The organism is Brevibacillus sp. NRS-1366, assembly GCF_050467985.1.
Genome location: NZ_JBITPN010000021.1, coordinates 265,812 through 286,273, shown reverse-complemented (window position 1 = coordinate 286,273; position 20,462 = coordinate 265,812). Strand labels below are relative to the sequence as shown.

The 20,462-nt window shown below is 51.5% G+C and carries 17 protein-coding genes; 11 read left to right on the top strand and 6 right to left on the bottom strand.

Features of this window, described 5'->3' with window-relative positions:
* Positions 1 to 40: 40 nt before the first annotated feature.
* Both ACIFQN_RS15560 and ACIFQN_RS15555 read right to left on the bottom strand, forming a co-directional pair.
* Entirely contained in the window at positions 41 to 622 is a 582-nt protein-coding gene (locus ACIFQN_RS15560; RefSeq protein WP_429833946.1) for a hypothetical protein, read from the bottom strand.
* 199 nt (positions 623 to 821) lie between these two features.
* On the bottom strand, positions 822 to 1,394 hold the full coding sequence (locus ACIFQN_RS15555) for a GNAT family N-acetyltransferase (protein ID WP_429833945.1): 573 nt from the start codon (positions 1,392 to 1,394) through the stop codon (positions 822 to 824).
* Between the two features lie 128 nt (positions 1,395 to 1,522).
* Here ACIFQN_RS15555 and ACIFQN_RS15550 point away from each other — a divergent pair, with 128 nt between their 5' ends.
* The 3 genes from ACIFQN_RS15550 to ACIFQN_RS15540 all read left to right on the top strand — a co-directional run bounded on the left by ACIFQN_RS15550 (position 1,523) and on the right by ACIFQN_RS15540 (position 3,999).
* A complete protein-coding gene (locus ACIFQN_RS15550) occupies positions 1,523 to 2,971 on the top strand; it encodes a PLP-dependent aminotransferase family protein (RefSeq protein ID WP_429833944.1) in 1,449 nt (482 codons plus the stop codon).
* A 75-nt stretch (positions 2,972 to 3,046) separates the two neighbouring features.
* The gene (locus ACIFQN_RS15545) at positions 3,047 to 3,625 is read left to right on the top strand and encodes a TetR/AcrR family transcriptional regulator (protein WP_429833943.1); all 579 of its coding nucleotides are present in this window, start codon (positions 3,047 to 3,049) and stop codon (positions 3,623 to 3,625) included.
* Positions 3,622 to 3,999 (top strand): DMT family transporter, encoded by a 378-nt coding sequence (locus ACIFQN_RS15540; RefSeq protein ID WP_429833942.1) that lies wholly within the window; start codon positions 3,622 to 3,624, stop codon positions 3,997 to 3,999. The genes ACIFQN_RS15545 and ACIFQN_RS15540 overlap by 4 nt, the downstream gene beginning before the upstream one ends.
* 423 nt (positions 4,000 to 4,422) lie before the next feature.
* Here ACIFQN_RS15540 and ACIFQN_RS15535 read toward each other — a convergent pair whose 3' ends face one another.
* From ACIFQN_RS15535 to ACIFQN_RS15525, 3 genes are read right to left on the bottom strand one after another with little or no spacing between them, the layout of a single operon-like run.
* Positions 4,423 to 4,674 carry a hypothetical protein gene (locus ACIFQN_RS15535; protein ID WP_429833941.1) on the bottom strand — a complete coding sequence of 84 codons (252 nt, stop codon included), beginning with the start codon at positions 4,672 to 4,674 and terminating at the stop codon, positions 4,423 to 4,425.
* A gap of 43 nt (positions 4,675 to 4,717) precedes the next feature.
* Complete coding sequence (locus ACIFQN_RS15530) at positions 4,718 to 4,954, bottom strand: aminotransferase class I/II-fold pyridoxal phosphate-dependent enzyme (RefSeq protein ID WP_429833940.1); 237 nt, start codon at positions 4,952 to 4,954, stop codon at positions 4,718 to 4,720.
* Between the two features lie 9 nt (positions 4,955 to 4,963).
* Positions 4,964 to 5,131 carry a hypothetical protein gene (locus ACIFQN_RS15525; protein ID WP_429833939.1) on the bottom strand — a complete coding sequence of 56 codons (168 nt, stop codon included), beginning with the start codon at positions 5,129 to 5,131 and terminating at the stop codon, positions 4,964 to 4,966.
* A 183-nt stretch (positions 5,132 to 5,314) separates the two neighbouring features.
* Between ACIFQN_RS15525 and ACIFQN_RS15520 the strand changes: the two genes are divergently transcribed.
* Genes ACIFQN_RS15520 through ACIFQN_RS15485 form a run of 8 tightly spaced genes read left to right on the top strand, consistent with a single transcriptional unit; the run spans position 5,315 to position 17,848 of the window.
* On the top strand, positions 5,315 to 7,684 hold the full coding sequence (locus tag ACIFQN_RS15520) for a DUF7408 domain-containing protein (RefSeq protein ID WP_429833938.1): 2,370 nt from the start codon (positions 5,315 to 5,317) through the stop codon (positions 7,682 to 7,684).
* Entirely contained in the window at positions 7,681 to 8,607 is a 927-nt protein-coding gene (locus ACIFQN_RS15515; RefSeq protein WP_429833937.1) for an ATP-binding cassette domain-containing protein, read from the top strand. Before ACIFQN_RS15520 ends, ACIFQN_RS15515 begins: the two co-directional genes overlap by 4 nt.
* Complete coding sequence (locus tag ACIFQN_RS15510; RefSeq protein WP_429833936.1) at positions 8,604 to 9,500, top strand: ABC transporter permease; 897 nt, start codon at positions 8,604 to 8,606, stop codon at positions 9,498 to 9,500. The genes ACIFQN_RS15515 and ACIFQN_RS15510 overlap by 4 nt, the downstream gene beginning before the upstream one ends.
* Positions 9,501 to 9,503: 3 nt before the next feature.
* Complete coding sequence (locus ACIFQN_RS15505) at positions 9,504 to 11,228, top strand: hypothetical protein (protein WP_429833935.1); 1,725 nt, start codon at positions 9,504 to 9,506, stop codon at positions 11,226 to 11,228.
* A 35-nt stretch (positions 11,229 to 11,263) separates the two neighbouring features.
* Entirely contained in the window at positions 11,264 to 12,247 is a 984-nt protein-coding gene (locus ACIFQN_RS15500; RefSeq protein ID WP_429833934.1) for an AAA family ATPase, read from the top strand.
* On the top strand, positions 12,244 to 13,125 hold the full coding sequence (locus tag ACIFQN_RS15495) for a DUF58 domain-containing protein (RefSeq protein ID WP_429833933.1): 882 nt from the start codon (positions 12,244 to 12,246) through the stop codon (positions 13,123 to 13,125). The genes ACIFQN_RS15500 and ACIFQN_RS15495 overlap by 4 nt, the downstream gene beginning before the upstream one ends.
* A 15-nt stretch (positions 13,126 to 13,140) precedes the next feature.
* Positions 13,141 to 15,003 (top strand): vWA domain-containing protein, encoded by a 1,863-nt coding sequence (locus ACIFQN_RS15490; RefSeq protein WP_429833932.1) that lies wholly within the window; start codon positions 13,141 to 13,143, stop codon positions 15,001 to 15,003.
* Positions 14,993 to 17,848, top strand: a complete 2,856-nt coding sequence (locus ACIFQN_RS15485) for a VWA domain-containing protein (RefSeq protein WP_429833931.1) — start codon at positions 14,993 to 14,995, stop codon at positions 17,846 to 17,848. The genes ACIFQN_RS15490 and ACIFQN_RS15485 overlap by 11 nt, the downstream gene beginning before the upstream one ends.
* 329 nt (positions 17,849 to 18,177) lie before the next feature.
* Here the strand turns inward: ACIFQN_RS15485 and ACIFQN_RS15480 are convergent, their stop codons facing one another.
* Complete coding sequence (locus ACIFQN_RS15480) at positions 18,178 to 20,460, bottom strand: multicopper oxidase domain-containing protein (RefSeq protein WP_429833930.1); 2,283 nt, start codon at positions 20,458 to 20,460, stop codon at positions 18,178 to 18,180.
* Positions 20,461 to 20,462 lie beyond the last annotated feature (2 nt).

The window sequence follows — 20,462 nt, the reverse complement described above, 5'->3', positions numbered from 1 at the left end:
CAATCGATCAATCATTTTTCTGTGACGACAATTTTCTTTTTTAAATTTTTTCTTCCTTAACCGTACCATCTTCAAAAGTATGCCGTACTGTAATGACATCATCGCTTGCTTTATAGTAGTAACTAAATGTACTAATTTTATCTTTTTCATCAAATTCGATGAAAAGCTGGGCATCGATTATGCCTTGTCTTAAACTATCGTAATCAACAACATCTACATTCATTTTTTGTAACGTCGTCCCCGTTGGAACAAATTTATAATCAGTATTCTTGGTAATATCAAAACGCCAAATGACCGTATTGGTATCAGCGCTATTGACAAGCTCGTATTTTTTCCCGAACATTTCTTGCACGTAAGCAGCAGATTGACCAATTGCTAGTTTTGTAACTGCCGAATCCAGTTCTTTTGAACGATCATCAGTACTCGGGGGTTCGTCAACTGTAACATTTTCGTCTATGACTGGTTTGTTTTCGGATATGATTAGTTCTTTATCCTGATCTTTCTTTTCATGAATTTGGCTGTCTTCCTTTTGGGATTGGGGATCACTGCAACCAAACATTGCTAAACTAAGCGAAAACAGCAGAAAATATAGGAGTGAAGTTGTTTTACATAACTTTACCATTATCATTATCCCGCCTTTAACTTCCATATTGAGGAATGAAATGATAGGAACTAGTGTGCATTGTTCACTCGTTATATTTTACAAAAAATGCTAATCATTAACAATAAAACAAAAGTAATTCCCTAAAAAGAATTGCTTTTGTTTTATCCTTCTGTGATTCCATTTCCTAGCTTAAAGGGGGCAAATTCCCGCAACAAAGCTATTTTACATACTTCACCCGGTATTCATCTGCCAGCATCGACATCAAAATGGAGTCATGGTAGGCATGGTTGTAATAAAGGGCTTGCCGCTGTACGCCTTCTCGCTGAAAGCCAAGCTTCTCATACGTATGAATAGCACGGTCATTATAGGCGAATACATTCAGCTCGATCCGGTGCAGGTTGAGGATGCCAAAGCCGTAGTCCAGCATCAGTCGCATGGCTTCACTTCCGTATCCTTTTCCCTGATAGGCAGACTGCTCGATAGCAATTCGAATAAATGCGTTGCGGTTGAACATATCGATATCGCCTATCTGGATGTCTCCTATCACCTGATCACTCTCACACAGTGCGATCAGGAGCAGTACGCTTGAAGAGTCTTGTCCCTTGCTCTCGATATACTGGTGAATTTGTTCGCGTGTATAATGCTTTTGCGTCCCTGTTAATTTGCGAGTTTCCTTGCTATATAAGGATTGGTAGTAAAACTCTGTATCTTCCAGCCCGATTGGTCGTAGATAGACGCGTTCGCCTTCCAAAAAGCGGACCGGGGTATTGGTATTTTCATAAGTAGACATTGGCTGAGTCCTCCTAGTTTTGTTTGTAGTACGTACAGGGAAGTTTTAATTAGCATAGCGAACATGTATATACTTGAAAATGGACAGTTTTGATAAAGATAAAAGGACAGATGGAAGGTGATACACCGATGCTGCTAACCCCCAAATGGGATGAAAATGGAGATGAACCGCAGTACGTACAGCTTTATACGTTCATGAAAAATGAAATTGTCGCGGGAAGACTGACTGAACAAACAAGATTGCCTTCTGTTCGCAAGCTGGCAGATTTGCTCGGGTTAAGCACGACTCCAGTGGAGATGGCCTACCAGCAGCTACTGTCCGAGGGTTTTATCCAGAGCAGGCCACGAAGCGGGTATTTTGTGGAGGCACTGCCTGATCCAGAGGTAAAACCGGGAATCGCTACGAATAGCGAGCCTGGGCAACACGAATCCCAGCCAGTTCCGAGCAAACGGCCATTGCTTCGCGATGACAAACCATACATGTATGACTTTCACATGTCTCAAAATGATTTTTCGCTTTTTCCGTATACGATGTGGCGTCGATTGTACAATCAAACCCTTCGACTGGAACAGCAGGAGGATCTTTTCTACGGTGATCCCCAAGGCGAGCCCGGCTTTCGACAGCAAATTGCAGACTACTTGCGTCGCTATCGAGGGGTTGCTTGCTCGCCAGACCAGATTGTGATTGGGGCGGATCAATTCGGCTTGCTCTCACTAGTCAGTCTGATGCTAGGGACAACGCATAAGCATATCGGCGTAGAGAACCCAGGGTATCTTTTATATGCCAATACATTTCGACAGCATGGATACGAAGCAGTCCCGATTTCTCTGGAAGAGGACGGAATTTGCATCGGGGAGCTGTATGAAATCAATATCAGGCTAGTTGCCGTATCGCCTTCGCACCAATATCCACGTGGGATGATTATGCCTGTTTCCAAACGGTTGCAATTACTGGAGTGGGCACAAACGGTCAATGGCTACATCATCGAGGACGATTACGATGGAGAGTTCCGTTATCATGGCAGGCCGATTCCATCTCTGCAGGGGCTGGTACCCAATTCGAACGTCATTTACATGGGTGGTTTTGCACAAGTCATGGCTCCTGCGCTCGGTGTCTGGTACATGGTTCTGCCGGAAACACTCTTGGAGGTCTATTACAGCCTCCTTCGCGAGACCCTTTTGGAACAATCGTCTTCTCGCTTGCATCAGCGAACATTGCAAGCTTTTATGGAAAAAGGATTATTGGAAAAGCACGTCCGCAAAATGCGCAACCTGTATCGCAAAAAACATGATGCACTGCTTGCGGCTGTCCAAAAGCATTTCGGTGAGAGAGCCAGTGTGATCGGAAAGGATGCGGGCTTTCACGTATTGCTGCGGGTATACAGCGAGCGAACTGAGGAAGAACTCAAGCAGCTGGCGATTCAAGCTGGAGTCAGGACGTCCTCGGCATCGTTCACATGGCTGCTGCCCCCAGATACGTTGCCCAAGGAGTTTTTTCTGGGATTCTCCGGCATTTCATTGGAAAAGATCGACCCAGGGATAAGCGTGCTATGTCGAGCATGGTTTGGAGATAGTTGACAATATTCTGATCATGAAGGAAAATATAGAAAACGAAATATTTTCCTTGTTTTTTGAAGGGAGAGTCAGGCTCACATGCAAGAGAGGATTATCCAATGCGCGGTACAAGAGGTAGAGACACGAGGTGTACGATTTACCATGTCCGATTTAGCTCGGAGGGCAGGGGTGAGTACGAAGACCTTGTATGCCTATTTTCCGTCTAAAGAGGCTTTGATTACACAAGTGATTGAGGAGAGCATCGAGGACTTGCGTGTAAGCGAAGACCAGATTTTGCACAATCCACATATGGATTTGGTTGAAAAAATGAAGCAGCTTTTGGCGTTGGTGCCAAACAGCTTCGCACGTACGGATCTGCGGGTATGGTACGAGCTAAAACGCTATTATCCCCAGCAGTGGAAGCTGATAGAGGAGTGCAACAAGCAAGAATGGGAGCATGTTCGGCTCATTCTTGAGCAAGGGCTCAAAGAGGGGATTTTTCGACCGATTCAGCTTCCGATCCTCATTCAGATGTACACGGGGGGCATTGACCAGTTGATCGATCAGCAGATAGCAGGGAATCACCACATGACGATCAGGGAGGCGCTGGATGCTATGATTGATATTTTGCTGGGTGGCGTATTGGCTCCGGCAGCAAGAGGGGAGGGAGACAAATGACGAGCTGGGTCTATCTTTTATTCGCTATTTTACTGGAAGTGGCAGGTACGACATCTATGAAGCTGTCAGATGGACTGAGCAAGCCTATACCCAGTGTGATGATGTTTATTTTCTATGTACTCTGCTTTTCATCCCTTAGCATGGCGCTCAAGGAGATGGAGGTTGGGACTGCCTACGCTATTTGGTCGGGACTCGGCACAGCGATTGTGGCAGTGATTGGTGTCATCGTTTTTAAGGACGCGTTCACGGTTAAAAAAGTGATCGCGGTCAGCTTGATTATTGCCGGTTGTGTCCTGCTGAATCTGGGAGACGGGGCGGCGCATGGACAGCAAGCGTTAAAAATTCCGCAAGATACGGGTATGGCCGTTAAGTGAGTGTGTCGATGAAAAGGCTGCGCTCTTTAGGTAAATACCCTAATTTCCTAGCATGATGTCAATAGTCTATGCAGGTAAATGACGCCGTGCATATACACATATAGTCATCAAAATTAAAAGGAAAGAGGGCGACAGCATGTATTATCCGAGTTCGCAGTGGCCGTCATCGTATACTTCATCTTATGGTCAGTCTTCCTATTATCCATCTCAACAAAGACCAGGATATCCACAGCCTCCCGGTTGGGAGCAAGGGCAAAGCCATGGGAGAATTTACGGTCAAGAACACAGGCGTAGATGCCCGGATCATTGCCGATTCTGTCCGCCACAATGCTGTCGAGGTCGCCGTGGTTATTAATCCTTCCTAAGCAGATACATTTCAGCAAAGAGCCAAAACCGAACCTATGTGGCGGATTGGCTCTTTTGCTATTTTAGAAGAGAAGGGTACAACGATACCAAAATTACTTTCATTCTGCTCACGCCTTCCACGATCTGTTCCTCCGAGACATTTCCATATCCGATGATGACCTTCTCTTCATGCCTGCCTTTGATGATGGCATGCTCCTCCACTGGATAGAGAAGCACACCGGCTTCCTCTAGGGAGACGAATACATCTGGTGTGAATCGAATTCCGGGAAACGCTGCTACAATATTCAGTCCGGCCGACTCCCCCCACATGCATACAGCCCACAAAGCTCGGGGATGGGGAAGGAGGGTTAGACTATGCTTCCATCACCATGCCGTATGCGTCTGTAGGAATCGGCTGCAGGGTGGCTCCCGATGATCGAAAGATGGTTTGGATATCGTAGGTAATCGGATCTTCGATTTGTACGGTGCTGCCTGGTCCCAACATGACTTTGGCTATCAACGAGAGCGCCTGTGTGGCTCCAGAAGTCATCACGATATGCTCGGGCTCGCACTGGACGCCTCGCATTCGGTACAGATAGCGGCCAAGCACCTCTCGTAGTTACTTTTGACCTTCTGGCCGTCCGTAGCCAAATACATCTGCTGGAGCGTCCAGGCAAACATCCTGCACGATCTTTCCCCAGGTTTTTCGCGGAAAAAGTTCCAGAGCAGGGACGCCGGAACGAAAGTCGATCAAGGCTGGACGAGCCTCTGCGCCTGCCTTTTTCACCAGAATGATTCCACCTCTTTCGTGTGAGGTGGTTTTTGCATTTATCGTGTCAGACTACAGTACGAGCGTCTTTCAAAATCCATTTTCGAAATAGACTGTAGCTTTTTGTCTCCCTCTGTCGTCATTATCTATATGAAAATGACGGATTTGTAGTAAGAAGAACCGTCGATGGAGGTATAGCGAATGAATACCGCGAAGTGCAAACGTTGGCTGACAGCCATTTGTGCATTCCTTCTCCTGGTGGCGGGAGGTCCTGGTCATCTGACTTCCATTGCCCTGGCAGAGGAGACGATCCATCTCGGCGTGACGGCGGGAATCGGAGGAGAGTACAAAGAAGCGGGAATGGTGCCTGTCCAGGTAACCGTGACGAACGGAGGGGCGGATGTAGAAGGAGAGCTCTTAGTTGCAGCGGGAGACAGGGGCAACAACGAATTTGCCGTGGCGTACTATCAGCCGGTTTCCGTAGCCAAAGGGGCCACCAAGCAAGTGATGATTTCCGTGCCAGGCTCCGAGCTGAACAGCGATACATATGTAGCTTTGATGCAAAACGGCAAGATTGTAGCCCAGGCCCCAGTAGGTGGGAAGCGCTACAGCTACGATACGCTGATGGTTGGCGTACTCGCAGGGAGCCAGGATACAGCCAATTTTTTAGGAGTTTTGCCGAAAAGCTCGATCTCGTACGATGTCAGGGTGCTCCCGATGAAGCCGGAGCTGATTCCGACAGCCGGGGCGCAGCTGCAGATGATCAACATGCTCGTACTGAACAATTTTGCCCTGGATACGTTAAATGAACAACAGATCGGGGCCATTCGCGATTGGACAAAGGCAGGGGGATTGCTGGTTCTAGCGGGGGGAGCCCAGTACAAGAAAACCGCAGGCCTACTTACAGATTTATCACCGGTAGAGGTATCCGGGGTGACGAGTGTACGCTCGTTATCCAGCATGGTTACAGATAAAAACAAGCCAATCGAGTTGACATCGCCATTTACGATCAGCAATGGGTCAGTAAAGACAGGGAAGGTGCTAAACGCTGAGGGTGGGGTGCCCCTCGTTGCGGTTCACAACGTAGGAGAAGGAAAAGTCTTATACGTTGCCTATGATTTGGCGGAAGAACCTGTCGCAAGCTGGGCTGGAAATAGCCGTTTTTGGGCGGATACGCTCATCAAGGCATTCGGCTCGTCGCTTGATAGCACCAGAAAGTCTGAATTCGATCGCTTATGGCCGTTACAGGAGGCTGCAGACCGAATTCCGGCGTTGAAAATACCAGAGGTCACCTGGTTTGCGCTGTTCTTTGGCGTGTATGCCTTGATTGCCGGACCGATTCTCTTTTTCATTTTGCGAGCCATGCGCAAGCAAAGCTACATGTGGGTGGTCGTTCCCGCGCTGGCAGTGGTGACGGGAATTGGTATTTTTTCCTTCGGTGCGATGCAGCGCGGCTCTGGTGTGATGGTTCATGAGACGAGCTTTGTCCAGCTCAAAAACGATGGACAAGCGAAGGCGCATGCCGTAACAGCCTTTTTCGTTCCGAGCAGCGGCGATTACAAAATGACGATAAAGGGGCAAGGCTTGTCTCAGCCCATTCTGGAAAGCAGGCGAACGAATGAGATTCCGAAAGTTTGGGTATCCATGCAGCCTGACCAATCCGAGATCCAGTTTCGTGATGTAGAGTTCTGGTCAATGCGCAAGGTTGCTTCAGAGCGAACCATTCCGGATGCGGGCACATTTGAATCCAATCTGTCCTATGCCAATGGAGCTTTGAGTGGGACTGTAACCAACAAAACCAAATTTACGCTCAAAGAAGTGAGAATTGCTTCAGGGGCACAAACACAGGAATTTGCCGAGATGGCACCCGGGGCGAGCGTGGAAGTAAATCTGCCATTACAGCCGTCAGCGCAAATGAGAACGGTTCAAAGACACGGGCTCGCTTCGCAGCTTTTGCCACAGCGCTTGCAGCAGACCCCGCGTGAAGATTCACGCGAGGAGCTCATGCTGAATATGGTGGAGTTTTGGCAGAGTAGAGGCGCGAACTCCGAGGTGATGATAGCGGGCTGGACCGATCAGCCTGTCGTAGAGTCAGTGGTTCAAAATGAAAACGTACAAGCTGACAGCATCTCTCTGGTCACATCTGCCCTGCAAGTAAAACCGTCCAAGGACGGACATGTTTATTACCCGGCAGGTACATTTGATGTGGCCATGTCAGGCAGCTCCGTTCCTGTGCAGGATGAAGGAGACGGTTACAGGCTGTCTGCTGGAGACATCTCCTTCGATATCAATCTGTATCAGGATGGACAGAAGCTGACGGTTGACAACCTTTATCTGTATACATGGTCGGATGACAATACGCCGTTCGCCAAAGAGGTGTACAACTGGAAGAGCAAGGCGTATGAGCCATTCGAGAAAGTATTCACGAACAATGTCATGACGGGCGACAAAGCAGCCAGCTTTGTATCGGGAGAGGGCATTCTCCGCCTCAAATTTGCCCACCAGTTTGAAGAGCAACGCCACATTGGTGTTCCGAATGTCAGTGTGGAAGGGAAGGTGAGTAAACCGTGATCCAGATTCAAAATTTGCGCAAGCGCTATGGAAAAATGGAAGCTTTGAAGGGACTTACACTCGAAATTGACAAGGGAACGGTGTTTGGCTTCGTCGGGCCGAACGGGGCAGGAAAATCAACGACGATGTCAATTTTGGCGACCCTTCTGGAACCGACGAGCGGGAAAGCGTACGTAGGCGGCTATGAGGTAACGAAGCATCCAAAAGAAGTGCGCAAGCTGATTGGCTACATGCCAGATTTTTTCGGTGTTTACGATAATTTGACGGCCGAGGAGTACCTGGACTTTTACGGAGCCAACTACGATATTCCGGCTGCGGAAAGAAAACAGATCATTCCCCAGCTGCTAGAGCTCGTCAATCTCAGTCACAAGCGCGATGCTTACGTAGATTCCCTGTCCCGCGGGATGAAGCAGAGGCTGGGACTTGCCCGCTCACTCGTGCACAATCCAGAAGTGCTGATCCTCGATGAGCCAGCTTCCGGTCTGGACCCACGGGCGCGGATCGAATTACGGGAGATTTTAAAAGAACTGCGGGACATGGGAAAAACGATCATCATCAGCTCACACATTTTGCCGGAGCTGGCGGAGATGTGTGATGTCATCGGGATAGTCGAAGAAGGCAACCTCGTTTCCTTTGGGCGAGTGGAGGAAATCTACGCAAAGATGCAGGAACAGCGCGTCCTGCGTATTCGCCTGCTGGATCAGGTAGAGGAAGCCATGACCCGATTGCGTGAAATGCCTCTGGTTACCAGCGTGACCAGGGAAGGAAACTGGATTGTAGCTGGTTTTTCCGGGAATGACCAACAGCAGGTGGAGCTCTTGCGGGAACTTGCCGTAGCAGGACTTCCAGTTGCCGCGTTCAATGAGGCTGTCGGAGACCTGGAAGAAATCTTCCTGGAAATTACGAAGGGGGTGGGCTCGTGAACGCATGGAAACGATTGCGCAACCCTGTCTTGTTCAATGAATGGAAAATGCGGATGCGGACGAACCGATCACCGTGGATCATTTTCCTCTACTTGCTGACGCTCGGCGGTATGACGCTATTGTACATCTTTTTGCAGACGAACGGGGGGAGCTACTATAATCCCAACCAAACCCGCGAGCTGTTAATGATGCTGTCTATCCTGCAGCTCGGCATGATTGGGTTTGTCGTGCCGGGACTGACGGCTGGCGTCATCTCGGGTGAGCGTGAACGGCAGACGCTGAGCATTCTTTTGACGACCAATGTGAGTGCCACCAGGCTGATTTTGGGGAAATGGCTGGCTTCGCTCAGCTTCATGACGTTTCTCGTGTTCGCGACGATACCGTTGTACGCCATCGTCTTTTTGTACGGGGGAATTTCGCCGGTGCAATTAATCAAGGTGTTCAGTTTTTATGTCATTACGATGTTTGCCATTGGCAGTATTGGGGTGCTTTTGTCCACCCTGATCAAACGGACTGGAATCGCGACGGTTGTCAGTTATGCGCTCGTATTCGGCTTTGCGATTGGATCCAGTGTGCTTGCAGAGATCATTCGCGAGCTGATCCGCTTTCAGCGCCGGGTCAACTACGCAACTTCTACGCCGTTTCCGCTTTGGCCTGATCTGTTGCACAGCATCAATCCGCTTTTTGCGATGTTGAATATTTTTGATGAAGGACCAGTCCGTGACTTGCGGAGAATGAACAATACCCAGTTCACCCTGTTGAATATCGACCCATTTTGGTATTACTGCTTCTTTTTAGGGCTAGTAACAGTCGTGTGCTTGCTCTTGTCGATTTACTTTATCCAGCCCGTGCGGCCGCGTTTTCGCAAAGCCGATCGCGCTGCGGAGCAATAAGCCATGTTTACCCAAAAATCAAATGATGAGCTGCAGTCGCTCCTAGAACCGATTCGCAAGAGGCTAAAGCTTCACGTTTTCATTAGACAATTGACGGTTTTCGGCTTGTGGGGGATGGGAGGAAGCGTACTTGCGCTCCTCCTTGCCCGTCTCTGGCCGATTCCTTATTATCTATGGATAGCGTGTGCCCTGTTTCTGCTGTCCGTATTGGGTGGCGGGCTGAGTGTGATTTGGAGGCAGCCGACACTCTTGCAAAGCGCCCGTGTAGCAGATGGGAATGGCTTGGCAGAGCGGGTAGTCACTGCGTGGGAAAATCGCAAAAATCATTCCACAGTGGCAAAGATGCAACGAGAAGACGCACTGCGCCTTTTGCGCAAACAGTTGCCGCAAATCGTTGAAAGTATCCAAGTCTTTGCAGATACACAGAAAAAGAAGTACGCCATCGGTGGACTTCTCGTTGCTTCTCTCCTGCTAGTTCTGTGGCCGAATCCCCAGGACCTGAGACTCGCCCAGATGGCTGAGGAGAAAAAAGCTGTGGCTGAGGTGGAAAAGGAAGTAGAGGCCATCAAGCAGGAAGCGAAAAGCGACCCGGCCATGAGTGAAGCGCAGAAAAAGCAGATGGAAGAAATGCTGGAGCAAGCAAAAAAGGCGTTGGCGAAAGCGAACGATCCGGCAGAACGGCTAAACGCGCTGCGCGCAGCCGAGAAGCAGCTAGAGAAATGGAAGGAAGCCCAAGAGCGAAAGCAGACGGCATTGCAAGAGCTTCAGCGCAGTCTAGGCAATCAGCAAGGGACGCGCTCTGTGGCGGATGCGATGAATAGTAGCGATCGCCAAGCGATGACAGAGGCCCTGAAACAGATGGAAAAAGCACTGGAAGCCATGAATCCGAAAGAGCGAGAGCAGCTAGCCAGCGAGCTGGAAAAGGCAGCCGAGCAATTGAAAAAGGAAGCCGAATCTGCACAGTCTGAGGAGCTAAAGGAAATAGCCAATCAATTGGCACAAGCAGCCGCGCAAACTGCCCAAGGACAGGTGCCCCAAGCCATGGCGGCCATGGAGACTAGCCTCATGCAGGCAATGGCGGGTGCCCAGCAAGCCCAGCAAGGCATGCTGGCGGCAGCAAATGCAGCAGCCTCGCTCCAGCAGTCTCAGATGACTCTCGCTAGCGCGGGTGCATCTGCGGGCAGTAGCGGGACGGCAGGTAACGGCACTGCTTCGGGGACTGCCGGTACAGGTCAAGCCGTTCCGGTCTCGGGAACACCCGGTAATAATCCGTCTCAGCCTGCATCCGGAGCCGCAGCGAATCCGGGCTCCGGTACGCCGAATCAACCCGCAAACGGGAATGGTGGTGCAGGGCAAGGAAGTGGTTCGGGACAAGGAAACGGTTCTGGCCAAGGGATCGGTTCCGGCTCGGGGTCAGGCAATGGGTCAGGCAGCGGCCAAGGATCGGGAGCTGGACTGGGAGCGGGAAATCACGAGCTGGTTACGATTCCGACCAATCGTATCGATGGCGAAAACGGACCGTCCGAGACCGTAGGCGGGCCTTTGGGTGCCGGGCCGTCGCAATCGCAGCAGAGCGGCAATACACAGGTTTCTTCCGGGAGTACGCTGCCATACGAGGAAGTGTATGGTCAATATGAGCAATTTGCCCGGGAAAGTATAGAAAAAGGCAACATTCCTGGCGACTATAAAGAGGTTGTGAAAGAATACTTCAGCAAAATTGAACCCTGAGTGGATCAGATACATGGAAGGAAGGGGACGTGGCTATGGCGCAGCAAACGTTGGAGGATTGCCTGCAGCGAGTAGAACTCGTCAGACAAGAGATTGGAAAAGTATTGGTGGGGCAAAAAGACGTCGTGGAACAGCTCCTCTGGGCAGTATTTGCTGGCGGTCATGCGCTTTTGGAGGGTGTGCCCGGTTTGGGGAAAACGCTGTTGGTGCGGACGCTGTCTCAGGCGTTTGAGCTGTCTTTTCAGCGCATCCAGTTTACACCGGACTTGATGCCGACGGATATTACGGGAACCAACATCTTACTGGTGGACGAAACGGGACAGCAATCGTTCCAGTTTCAGGCGGGACCGATTTTTGCCCATGTGGTGCTCGCTGACGAGATTAACCGGGCGACGCCAAAAACACAGAGTGCCCTCTTGGAGGCGATGCAGGAGCGGACCGTGTCTGCTGGAGGTGTGACCCGCCCACTCCCTGACCCGTTTTTCGTGTTGGCGACACAAAACCCATTGGAGCAGGAAGGTACCTATCCTTTGCCGGAGGCGCAGATGGACCGCTTTTTGCTCAAAATCGATGTGCCTTATCCGACAGAAGAAGAGCTAAAGGCAATTGTACTCCGGACGACAACCGGGCAGGCCGCGCAGGTAGAAAAAGTCGCTTCAGCGGAACAAATCGCCGAGATTCAGCAGGCTGCACGCGAAGTGCTGGTAGCAGATAGGGTGCTGGATTACGCCGTAGGATTGCTACTCTCGACACATCCTGGTCAGCAGGCTGTCGCTTCCGTCAATCAGTACGTGCGAAATGGAGCAGGTCCGCGCGGTGTACAGGCGATGGTCGCATTGGCAAAGGTGCGGGCACTTTTGGCAGGGCGATACAATCTGGCGTACGAGGATGTGGAGGCAGTAGCTTTGCCGGCGCTGCGACATCGGATTTTCCTCAATTTTGAGGGAGAGGCAAATGGTATCCGTCCGGATCGAATCGTCCGCGATATTTTGGACGGACTGGAGAGCCGAAAGGTATGAGCCAGCACTTGCTAGACCCATCGTGGCTCGCGAGGCTGGAGAGAATGCAGCTGGCGACGAGAAAAGTCGTCAGCGGCAATCAAGCGGGAGGGCGACGCGCAAGACAATTGGGCAGCTCCATGGAGTTCGCCGACTACCGAGCTTATGTTCCCGGTGATGATCTGCGCCAGCTCGACTGGAATGCTTACGCGCGCTCAGGGAAGCTCTTTTTGAAAAAATATTTGGACGAGACAGAGCTTCACGTCACGATCTACATTGATTGCAGCCGGTCGATGGGCTATGGAGAGCCGGGAAAAATGCACCGAGCCATCCAAGTCGCCGCAGCACTCGGGTACTTGTCTCTATGCAATCTCGATCACGTCTCCGTCTACGCTTTTGACAGCGGGATTACGGCGTCCATCCAAGGCTTGCAAGGAAAAAAACAGGCGCATCGACTGCTCGGCTTTTTGTCTTCGCTAAAAGAGGGCGGAACTGGTGATCTACATTCAGCGATGCGTCAGCCGGGAGCAGTGCGTGGCAAGGCAGGCATCTCGATTGTGCTGTCGGACTTTTTGTTCGAGTCAGGCTACGCTGGGGGAATCGCTTATTTGCAGGCAGCGCGGCAAGAGGTGACACTGGTCCAGGTACTGTCACAAGAAGAGCTGCAGCCTGCCTACCAGGGCGAGCTGAGACTGATTGATTCCGAAACCAGTCAGGCAAAAGAAGTATCCGTGACAGGACTGCTCATTGAAGAATACCGCAAAAGTCTTTCGGACTTTCAAGAGGAGCTCACTTCGTTTGCTTATGGGAGAGGAATCTCCTTTGTCGCAATCGAAGCCGAACAGGTACTGGAGTCGATCGTCTTTCAAGTATTTCGTCAGGCTGGCATGATTCGCTAGAGAGGAGAGACCAATATGCAGTGGATGGCACTCGGCAACATGTGGTTCGCATTGATCATCCCGGCCATCATCGTCCTCTACCTGCTCAAGCGAAAAGTAGAGGATCGTGTTGTACCAAGCACACTCTTATGGCAGCGTACGTTGCAAAATTGGGAAGCAGTGAGGCCGTGGGAGAAGCTGCGTCGCAATCTGCTTTTACTTCTGCAATTGCTGATCGCATGCTTCCTGCTATTAGCTTTGCTCAGACCAGCAGTTCCTACAGATGGGATCTCCACTGATCATACGGTACTAGTGGTGGATACGTCTGGCAGCATGTTGGCAAAAGAAGGGGAAGAGACGCGCATAGATCGCGCTATCCAGGCTGCACAAGGGTTGGTGGAGCAGTTGGGAAGCGGGCAAACCATGACGCTGATCGAAGCCGGACGCGAACCCAATGTACTTTTCTCCAAAAGCGAGGACAAGCAGGAGCTGACCCAAGCATTGCAAAAGCTCACTGCATTTCCGGGGGCGGCAGATACGACTGCGGCACTCTCTCTTGCAGGGGCAATTGCAGCCAATGAGCCAGGAAGCGGTGTCGTTTGGATCGGAGATGGAAGCGGGGATCACAAGGTGGAATCGGGAGGAGTTTCTGCTTTTTCCGGGAGCTTTCGTTTCATGCAAATCGGACGAACAAGGGAGAATGCGGCTATCGGCGTGTTCGTGACTCAACCGGCGGATAAAGGCATGGAGGGGCTGCTGCGGATTGATCATTACGGCAGTCAGTCTTCTCGTGGACAAGTCACCATCTATGATGGAGACAGCAAGCTCTTGGACACGGGGTCCTTTTCGATGGAAGCAGGAGGGTCTTATACGGTGTCGTTTTCGTCGTTGCCAGCTTCACCTGTCTACCGGGCTGTCATTGAGCCAGAGCAGGATGGGCTGGCAGAGGACAATGAGATGTGGAGCGTGCCGTTTGCAGCCGGCAAGGGCAAGGCAGTTCTCCTCTCGCCAGAAGGGAATCGATTTTTGCATCAAGTATTGCAGACGGTGGGCCGTTTGGAGGTGGAAACTCTTCAGCAGATGTCGCAGCAACAAACGGAAGCCCGCGATTTGTGGGTTTTCGATGGAATGGTGCCTGATAAGCTGCCGGACGGAAATATCCTCTTGATTGCGCCAGATCGAAAAACAGAGTGGCTGCCATACGCAGGGGTAAAAGAGCTGGACCAGCAGCCAAAAGCTGTATCTGACGATGACGCTCTGCTCAACTATGTGGATTGGGGTGAGGTACACGTAGCGTCAAGTGCGGAATTGGGGGAGATGCCGGGGTTGAAGGCATTGGTGCGTTCCGGCGAGACTGACTTGGTCCGGGCAGGCATCATCGACGGGCGACGGATCGTGATTATCGGATTTGATCTGCATGCATCGGATTTGCCGCTGCGTCCGGCTTTTCCGATTCTCATGCAAAATGTGGTGACTTGGCTTTCTCCAACCCAATCGGCACCAATCGGTTCAGCTCACCCGGGCGAGCTCTTATCTATTCCGCTGACTCCAGGAGTATCGGAGAGGCTGCTGACCTCCCCGAATGGACTGAGAAAGCCCATAACCGGTGAAGGGACAAACTGGGCGATGCAGGTTCCTGACCAGTTGGGGTTGTATCGTTTAGACGAAACGCTGGATACAGGGCAGCAGAGTCGATATTTTACCGTCCAGATGAGTGAGAGCGAATCAGACATCACGCCAAAAATGCAGCGGATGGGAACGGATAGTCAGGCTGGAAGGAGCGAGGGAGGAGAAAAAGCAGCCAGCACAGTGGGGACGAAGGAGCTGACGTATTGGCTCGCGGCGCTGGCCCTTTTGGTGCTGTTTGTGGAATGGAGGGTGTATCAACGTGGGTATTAATTTTGTACAACCGCTATTCCTATTGCTCTTGCTCCCGGTCTTATACGTGATGATCAGCTGGTGGCGACAGCAAAGGCAGATGCCAATCGGCAGAAAAGCTGCGATTGCGTCTATCAGATCACTTCTTTTCCTGCTTATTATTTGCGCACTGGCCGGGACGCAGCTGCTGACCCCTGTTCAGGCCAAAACGATTGTATTTGTAGTGGACCGTTCAGCATCTATGAAGGATGATCCACGGATCATGGCCTTTTTGCGCGACGCGGTGGAGCAAAAGCGCGCGGAGGACAAGTACGCCATCGTATCTGTCGGTGCAGAAGCTGCCGTAGACCAACCGCTGACCACACGTGCGGAGATTTTGCCTCTAGGTGTGGAGATTAACCGCCATGCTACCGATTTGTCTGAGGGAATCCGGCTCGCAGCGGCGATGATTCCGAGCAGCGCCAGGGGGAAGGTCGTCTTGCTCACGGACGGGATCACGACCAGTGGAGATGCAGCACGCCAAACGAAGCTGGCCCGTGAACGAGGGATTGCAGTGGAGGCAGTCTCCTTGCAGCAGCCCCAGGGCGATGAGGTTGTACTCTCTTCCGTGCAGGTGCCTCAGCATTTGTATGCTGGCGAAGAATACGGCATCAGCGTGGAGGTGGAGAGCACGCTTGCTACCGAGGCGACGCTTCGCTTGTATGAAGGGAACCGGGAAGCAGGACGACAAACTGTTCAGATTGATAAAGGAGTGAACCGTTTTGTTTTTCAACAAAAAGCGATGGAGCAGGGCTTTCACCGTTTCCGCGTCGAAATTGAGCCGCTGCATGATACAGTGCAGGCGAACAATCAGGCGACCACCTATACGCAAGTTGCCGGTTCTCCCGTCATTCTCGTTGCTCAGGGGCATCCGGGAGCGGCAAGCAATTTAGTTCAGGCCCTGGAAGCGGGCAGCTTGAAGGTGGATGTGCGAGATCTGGCTCTTTTGCCAAAGGAGCTGGATGGTTACAAGCAATATGCCACCGTCATTTTAGCAGACGTACCTGCCACCCAAATGAGCGACGCCGATATGGAACGGATGAGGACAGCCGTACGTGATTTGGGGATGGGCCTGATCATGACAGGTGGGAGTGACGGCTTCGGCATGGGCGGCTGGTTTCAGACACCGATCGAAGAAGCGCTGCCTGTTCACATGGACTTGAAAGGAAAAGAACAGCTTCCTTCTCTTGGGCTGCAGCTTGTAATCGACAAGTCGGGCAGTATGACCGGAGATGCCGGAGGCGTGGACAAGATGGAGCTGGCAAAGGAAGCCGCAATTCGCGCTACAACGATGATGAATCAGCAGGACTACATCGGCGTTATTGCCTTTGACGGTGATCCATGGGAGGTCGTAGCGCCGCAGCCGATTACCAAGCTAGATGCGATTTCGCAACAGATCGGCAGTATTGTTGCCGACGGTGGTACCGATATCTTCCCGGCTCTGCAGATGGCGTATGAGCGTGTAAAGACGATGAAAACTCAGCGCAAGCATGTCATCCTGTTAACAGATGGACAGTCCGGCATGCAGGATGATTACCAAGGTCTGTTGCAGCAGATGTCTGGTGAAAATATAACCGTTTCCACAGTAGCAGTCGGAGATGATGCGGATACGCAGCTTTTGCAGATGATTGCTGAATGGGGAAAAGGCAGATACTACTTTGCTAATGATGCCGAATCTATCCCGAAAATTTTCAGCAAGGAAACCGCTTTGGCCAGTCGCACATTTATCGTTGAGAAACCCCAAGTACCGGCACTCATAGGAGCAGGTGCCTGGTCTTCCCTGCAAAAAGGCTTGCCTCCTCTGCGGGCCTATGTGGCTACGACTCCGAAGCAGACCGCTGAAACATCCCTGATGAGCATGGACGAGGATCCCATCCTTACCCGCTGGCAATATGGACTCGGCCGCTCTGTAGCGTGGACGAGCGATCTCGAAGGCAAATGGGCTCCAGACTGGGTCAGTTGGGGAGGAAACAGTCGTCTGTGGAACGAAGTTGTCGCATGGACATTGCCGCAGATTACCGAAGGCGAATGGAAGACACAAACCCGTCTTGAAGGTACAAAAGGAAAGGTAATGGTGACGCTGCCTGCCGGAAGGGGAATGCCGCAGGAGCTGGAGGCAGTCGTGCTGGGGCAGGACATGCAGCGAGAGCTCATCCGACTGAGGCCAATTGCACCCGGTATCATGGAAGGTGACTTTGAAACGAATGATCCTGGAACGTACCTGATTCAGATCGTAGAGAAGGCACAAGGCAAAGTAACGGCAAGCCAGACAACAGGATTGACTGTCTCATATTCACCGGAGTACGGAATACCTGTCGATGGAGAAAAAGAACTGCGCAGTTGGCTGCTGGCTGGCGGAGGAACAGAGATCTCCAAAGCAGAAGAAGTTTTTGGTGGATCGTTTCCGGAAAAGTGGGATACCCAGTCTGTAGGCCAGTGGCTCTTGATGCTGGCTGCCCTGTTATTTCCCTTTGATGTCGCTGTTCGCCGCTTGCAGCTTCCCGATCACTGGTGGGCAAAGCTGGCAAGCGTGTGGACCCGCCGAAGGGCTTCATCTGCTAGTCCCAAACAGCAGGCTGTGCTGACCCGACTCGGGGCAAAACAGGCGAGTCAGCGAAGTGGTGCCCAAGCTGTCAGTAAGGAAACCAATAGCGGCAGTGACAAGGGCGTAGCGGCATCAACGACGAACCCGCAAGCGACGGCTCGCGCTGCTTTCAGCAAAGCAGCGCCCCTATCCAATAAAGAAGAGCGTACGGCCAACGAACAAGCCCAACCAGATGAAACACTAAACCGCCTATTGGCAGCAAAAAACCGCCGAACCAAATAGACACCATGAGAAAAGCAGCCTGTGCATGAAGCCATTGGCTGCTTTTCGTGTTTTTGATGAATGGAAGGCTACTTTGTCACTGAGAGAAGACCAAAAGCTGGCCGAGGAAAAAGGAGAAATAAGCGAAAGTCTTTGGGACACCGACCAAGGCGCAATGGAAAAAGGGAAACACGCCCTTAAGCGTCCACCTCTGAGGAGCTTCTTGAATCGGCTGCTTTGGACGCGGTTTCCCTTTTTCCATGGAGCCGGACAGTGAATCCCCCATGCTAGTGTCCCAAGAACTTGAGCGTTTTCTCCTTTTTCCTCCCACCACGAAAGCCCGAACGAAGCTACTCCGGATGATTGCGAGTCCCACGCCCCATTTCAAACGGAGAAGTAATGCCTTCGTACAGCAAATGCATCGTCATCCCCAATGCGGCATGATCCTGATTGTGGCAATGATCCATCCACAGACCCGGATTGTCGGCTTGAAATCCGACTTCGTACGTTTCACCAGGTGCGACATTGAGGGTATCCGTCCACCATGGACTGCCTGTGACGGCTTTACCGTTGCGGCTGAGAACAAGCATATGGTGTCCGTGCAGGTGCATCGGATGATCCATGTAGCTGCGGTTCACAAAGGTCATTTTCACCAGATCGCCTTCCTTCACCATCATCATCGGCGTATCGGGGAACACCTTGCCGTTAATGGTCCACAAACCATCCAAGCGTCCATCATAAAATCCGAATTGCACATCGAACAGCATTTGATACTCTCTGTCAAAATGCGTAGATAGGTCAAATGGCAACGATTGGGGACTGCCGTAGCGCGCTGGATCAAAAAGGGGCAAATCCATACCCATATCAGGCACTTCGCCAGTACCATCCGGACTTAGCAATAATCCCTTCCCATTCGCATTTTTGGCCTGCGCAAAGAAAACGGGACGATTCGGCATGGTGAAACTGACGTCATATCTTCCACCCGCTGCCAGCAAGAGCGCTTGATTAGCAATCAGATTGGGTTCATTCACATCATTTCCATCAATCGCTGCAACCTGAAACGGAGTTCCGAGCAGCTGGAAAGTCACGGGAAAGTTGTCTGCGTTAATCAGGCGCAGCCGCACCGAAGTGCCAGGGGAGACGGTGTCTAGCGCAAGCGTATCGCGTCCGTTCAGCGTGACTCCTTCTTTGGCAAGCTTGTGGTGAATAAGTGTTACATCTCGGAAGCTGCCTGTTTCCTGAGGGCTGTCAGCAGGCTCGATCACGAGAGCGCCCAATAACCCTTTCCGCACTTGAACAGAAGCCTGTTGATGAGAGTGGTACCAGTACGTCCCGACTTGTTCGGCGACAAAGCGATACACATGCCGTTCACCTGGCATCACAGCATCTTGAGTAGCTCCGGCGACGCCATCCTCTGCATTTGGCACATGTAATCCATGCCAGTGAATCGTGACACCGTCTGTAATATCTTTGTTTTCCAGTACGACCTCGACTAGCTCGCCTTGCTTGATGCGAAGCTCAGGTCCTGGATATTGACCGTTAAAGGTCCACGCTTCGGCTGTTTTACCCGAGGGGAGCTGAATCGTTGTTTTTTGAGCGGTCAGCGTAAACTGGCGATCCGGGGTGCCTGTTCGCGGCCCGGTCAATTCCGTTACACTGATCAGCTTGCCCGGTGCCCCTTCAGATAAGTGCTCGGCATGAGCATCCGCTGATGCTTGCAGCTGTGGTACATGCCGTCCTGTGTCTATGTTCGTGTGATCGGTCATTTTCAACTGATCGGGGAGGATGCTCGCCACCAGCTCTTGATTGCCCCAATAGAAAATTCCGGTCCCGAGTGCCAGAAGGATGGCTGCAGCACGTAAAAAACGGATTGCCGGATGAAGTTTAGTGAACTCGCCAGGGCGAGAGCTGCGGTGTTGCTGCCACGATTGCCATATCCAGAGAAGCGAGAAGCCGCCAATAAGAACGCCCCATGCGATCGCGAGCTTAGGTAATTCCAAAGTAACAGCAGGGAAAAGGAATTGCAGAACAAGGGCAATCAGTACGCCGAGTACAGTTGCCTGCAGCGGCACAATCAATTCAGGAGCAGAAGCTTCTCTTCTCCAGTCAGCGTCTACCACGTCTGTTTTTTCTGGCGTGCTTTCTTCTTGCTGTACTTCCAATGCCGTTGCAGCTTCATGTATCACTGCATCTTCAGTAGGCGTATTGCTTGGTAATGTTAGCTCCGCCGTCGCTAGGTCCCATGAGTTTGCAGCTGTAGTGGCCGTGGACAGGGGAGGCGCTTCCCCAGAAGGGCGGATATGTCCCATGGCCAATCGCCATAGTCTGGGAAACGAAACCATTAGACTGACTGTCATAGGCAGCAGAATCAGCGGGAGAAAGCCAATCAGCTTGTCTTTTACGTACAGCCAGCCAAAAGAATGAAACAGGGACCACGTCACAAACGCTTGCCCCGCAAAGAGAAGGAGCGCCAATAAAACAAAAAACAAGCTCCAGCCAGCGCCCTTCATCAAGGAGCGTGTAGATGGCAAATAAACGAGCCCCTTCACTTTGGTTGCTGGCAGAAGCGTGGCTACCAAAAGGATCAGGAACAGCCCCTGATGGATCCCTGCGAGAGTTTCAAAATCAGACATGA